The 3,067-nt window shown below is 70.4% G+C and carries 3 protein-coding genes; all 3 read right to left on the reverse strand.

The genetic code is table 11. The features are described 5' to 3' along the window. Window positions 1-1,388: amidohydrolase family protein (locus VFU06_16955; protein HEU5211089.1), on the reverse strand; the 1,388-nt coding region annotated here is incomplete at its 3' end. A gap of 323 nt (window positions 1,389-1,711) precedes the next feature. Then, window positions 1,712-2,302, reverse strand: a complete 591-nt coding sequence (locus VFU06_16960) for a hypothetical protein (GenBank protein HEU5211090.1) — start codon at window positions 2,300-2,302, stop codon at window positions 1,712-1,714. Between the two features lie 75 nt (window positions 2,303-2,377). Next, a partial coding sequence (gene bla / locus VFU06_16965) for a subclass B3 metallo-beta-lactamase (GenBank protein HEU5211091.1) occupies window positions 2,378-3,067 on the reverse strand: 690 nt, incomplete at its 5' end.

The raw sequence follows: 3,067 nt of genomic DNA on the forward strand, positions 1-3,067 counted from the left end.
ACCTTCAGCGTGCCGTTCAGCCGCGGCTCGTCGGACGAGGTGATTCGCCACTCACCGCGCGGATCGACCGCGGCGTCCGGGTTGACCACGTAGCGCTCGCCGTGCACCCACACGTCGCGGACCGTCGAGCCGTCCGCGAACAGGTCGCCATCGACCACGACGATGTTCGCGAGCTTGCCGCGCTCCAGCGTCCCTTCGCGTGCATCGATGCCGAGCATGCGCGCGGGGTTCGTCGTGAGCGCGGCGAGCGCAGCGTCCCTGGCGAGGCCGCGTGCTACGGCAGTGCGCAGGTTGGGCAGGAACTCGTCCGTCTTCGAGAGCCCGTCGGTCGTGAGCGCGAACTGCAGTCCTGCAGCGGCCACGCGTGCGGGGTTCTCCGGCGCCAGGTACCAGTGGCGCAGCTCGTCGAGCTCGGCGTCCAGCGCGTCCTCCGGGCTGTCGACGTCCGGTGCCTCGGGGAAGTTGAGCGGCAGGATCAGCGTCGTCTTGGCACCGGTCAGCACGTCCACGATCCGGTACTCCTCACCGCTGCCACGCAGCCACGGCTCGATAGGGAACTCGTCGGCTAGCGCGCGTGCGCGCAGCACCTCGAGCTCCGACGTCGCTTCGAAGAGCACCGGCTCCCCGCCGGCGACCACGTCGTTCAGTGCAGCGAGCGCGATGTTCGTTTCCGGCTGCGGCACGCGCTGCGGCGAGCGGCGGTGCGTGTCCCATGCGCGGATGTACCAGTCCGCATCCAGCAGCGTCTGGCGCATGAGCGCGATCGCGCCCATCGGTGAGTTCGGGTACGTGTTGCCCAGCTCGCGGCTGCCGCGGAACGCGACCGACTGTGCGACGATCGCACGCTGCATCCGCTCACTCGCCGTGCCGTCGCCCAGGCTGACCACTGCAGTGCGCCCGCGGAAGATGCCGAGCTGCGGGACGGCGTGCGCCGTGGTGAAGCCCTGCGCACGCAGCGCGCTGCGCCGCTCTTCCGAATCGCGGAAGTCGCCGGCCGCACTGAAGTACGCGCGCACCTGCGGGTTCCAGTGGACCGGCCCGGCATCCCCCTCGTCCGCGGGCGGTGCCTGCCCGATGCCCAGGTCGGCGTGCGCGTCGATGAATCCCGGGTAGAGCGTCCGGCCGCTCATGTCCCACACGCGCGCATCCGCGGGTGGCGTGACGTTCGCGCCGACCGCCTCGATCACGCCGTCACGCACGACCAGGGTCGCGCGCTCGAGCACGCGCCCAGGCGCAACGACGATGCGGGCATTCGTGAACGCGTGCACGCCGGGCGTGTTGTCGCGCAGCGCGACGACCGGCTCGGTCCGGCTCGCCTGCTGCGCGCTCACGATGCCGGGCATCAGGGCGAGCAGCAGGGTGAGCCGGAGGAAACGCCAGGATCTCATGGATCGACTCCTCGGGGGATGAGGGACTCTGGAAAACGGATGCGGTCGGGATCGATGGGATCGACACGACTGCCGACGCCGCGACATGCTGCGAGTGCGTGCGGTCGCCCATGCGGGGCGATTGCCGGTGCCCCATCGTCTGATTCAGTGAACAGGGGGAGAATACCACTTCGAGGACCGGAGCGCACGCGTGGCGTGGTCCGTGACGGAACGGCGCGCTGATGCGGCGGCAGGAGGTACAGTCATGAAGAAGGGGCGGGCAACTCTGCCCGCCCCTTCATGTTCGGCCTGCGCATCGTACGGCGCTCAGTGGTCCCGCTGCCTCACGGGCAGCGGTGGCGCACCAGGCTGCTGCCGTTGGTGGCGGTCAGGCTGTTCCCGTCCGCAGACAGCGAGAACCGCCGTGTCTCCTGCCAGGTCTGCCCCTCGCCCTCGTAGTCGGCCGTGACCGTGATGACCCGGTCGCTCTCGACCTTGACGTCCCGGACCGTGGCCACGCTCTCGTAGAAGCGGAGACGGTCGGCGCTGATGCGCAGGCGTGTCACACTGTTGCCGGTGCCGCAGTCGGAACGGTCGCCGTTCCATTCGCCGCGGAACGCAGCCGGAATCGTGTCGACGTCATCGTCGGCGCCGTCCCTGCCCTCCGGCTCCGCGGCGGGCGGCGTGGAATCTGCGCGATCCTCGGCGCCGTTTCCGCGATCGGCTCCCGCCGGGGAGCGCTCCGTATCGTCAGCACCCTGCGCGCCGTCGTCGCCAGGCGACGTCGCGACCTCGGTGGCCGATGGCACGCTGACTCCTGTCCCCATCGTATCCATCGCGACCGCATCGCCGGCTCGGTCGTCCGTCGAATCGCTGCCGCACGCGGCGGCAGTGAAACAGGCCGCCGCGATCATGACCGTAACCGTCGAACGCATGAACATCCTCCATTGAATGAACCCGGATGCGCCGGTCATGCAGACCGCGGGCCGTCGGACGCCGCGGTCGAGTGGCTACTGCCGCTCGCGCTCCAGCCTGCGCTCGAGCTGCTGGCGTGAGCTGGCGGCGTACGTCGCGCATGCGCCCGTGTCGACGAGCGCGTCCGGGGCACCGGCAGCGCGCTCCCAGAAGCCGGACGCGCCCGGGTGCGGCGTGATCAGGACGTCGCATGAAAGGCGCTCGAGCGTCGCGTGTCCCGCGCGGAACGCGGCGACGGCATCGGGATGCTCGGTGAAGCGGAAGCCGTCCTGAGAGATCGGCGTCTGGCTGTCCGCGTATACGAAGTCGAGGCAACGCTCCCCCTCGCACGACTGCCACGACCACGAGGTGCCGCCCGGCGTGTGACCGCCCGTGGGATGCATGGTCAGTGCAAGGGTGCCGACGCGCACGACTTCGCCCAGCTGCACCACCCCGACCTCTGCAACCGGCGGCATCGGCAGCGCGACGTCGTGCTGCGGGTCGTCCGGCGCGGAGGTGCCGCGCCGGAGCACCGGTGCACTGGCCGGGCTCGCGAGCACACGCGCGCCGGACACCTGCTGCAGCGCCGCGATGCCGCCGGCGTGATCGTAGTGCTCATGCGAGTTGAGGATGATCTCGACATCGGCCGGATCGAACCCCAGCGCCTCGATGTTGCGCAGGATCAGCGGCGCGGTGTCCGGCAGCCCGCCGTCGATCAGCACGTGACCGGCCGGCGATGCGATCAG

Source organism: Longimicrobiales bacterium (assembly GCA_035764935.1).
GTDB lineage: Bacteria > Gemmatimonadota > Gemmatimonadetes > Longimicrobiales > RSA9 > DASTYK01.